This is a genomic window from Candidatus Komeilibacteria bacterium CG_4_10_14_0_2_um_filter_37_10, from assembly GCA_002793075.1.
In the GTDB taxonomy this organism is placed as follows: Bacteria; Patescibacteriota; Patescibacteriia; order UBA1558; family UBA1558; genus UM-FILTER-37-10.
Map to the genome: position 1 here is coordinate 1 of PFPO01000040.1, position 1,132 is coordinate 1,132.

The 1,132-nt window shown below is 32.2% G+C and carries 2 protein-coding genes; both read left to right on the forward strand.

Annotated elements, in window-relative coordinates; genetic code table 11:
• Positions 1–848, forward strand: an 848-nt coding sequence (locus COX77_02150) for a hypothetical protein (protein PIZ99226.1), incomplete at its 5' end; no start/stop codon positions are given.
• Between the two features lie 46 nt (positions 849–894).
• A partial coding sequence (locus COX77_02155) for a hypothetical protein (protein PIZ99227.1) occupies positions 895–1,132 on the forward strand: 238 nt, incomplete at its 3' end.

Below are 1,132 nucleotides of genomic sequence, written 5' to 3' on the forward strand. Positions count from 1 at the left end.
CTAAAAAAGAAAATTACTCATCAGATTTCGGTATTGTACAGATTTTTAGGGCACTAGGTGGAATATTAGCACCACTTATTGTCGGATTAGTAATTGTTGATTATGTAAATTGGCGAGCCTTTACACTCGGGTGGTTTTTTCTCGGAATAGGTTTTGTTTTTTTCTTGTTTTTGATAATTTTGATGCGTAAACATCATTCAACAGACGAAATCTTGTTTAACCGGCCAAGGCGGAAGAATTTATTTATAGAAATTCATTTATGGAAAAAAATAGGGAGATTGATGTCGCCTGTTTTATTTTTGACCTTCTTTTTATTTTTTGTTGAAGCCTTTTTTTGGACTCTAGCACCTTTGTATGCAGAGACCACTAACCTTAAAGCATTTGGTGGTTTATTTTTAACAGCTTATACATTGCCTGCATTTTTGGTAGGCTGGTTGGTGAGTTCTTTTACAAAACGATTTGGAAAAAAAAGAATAGCTTTTATTGGTGTATTAATTGGATCACTTGTGTTATTATCTTTTGTTTACTTGCCTGACTCTATAGTGTCGATTATTGCTGTATTTGTCGCTTCAATTTTTATAAGTATCTCTTTACCGGCTATTAATTCCGCTTATGCGGATTATATTTCCGAAGCACCGCAAGTTGAGGGTGAAATAGAGGGTCTAGAAGATTTTGCTTTTAATATTGGCTATGTTCTTGGACCGATATCGGCAGGCATATTGGCTGATATTTTTAGTATTCCAGTTGCCTTTAGTATTTTAGGTCTTTTTGGCGTGATATTAGCCTTTGTTCTTTTAATGATAACACCAAAGAGTATTGATATTAACACAGAGCCATCAGAATTATAAATTTAATAAATTATTTTAATAAAACATTAATATATACTATAAAAATATGTCATTAGAAAGACCATCAAAAATAAAAGAAGAAATTATTAAAACTATTCCATTAACACTCGACAAAAAAATAGTCGATCAACCAGCATTAGCTACGATTGATCGTTTGGTGTCTAGAAGTAAATATAAGCGTTCAACAACTGAAAGCCCTAATTGTAGTCTTGAAATCAACGAACAAAAATACAACATAGAATCCATTGAGTATGGCGAGCATCCAGATATAGAAAAAATTCAAA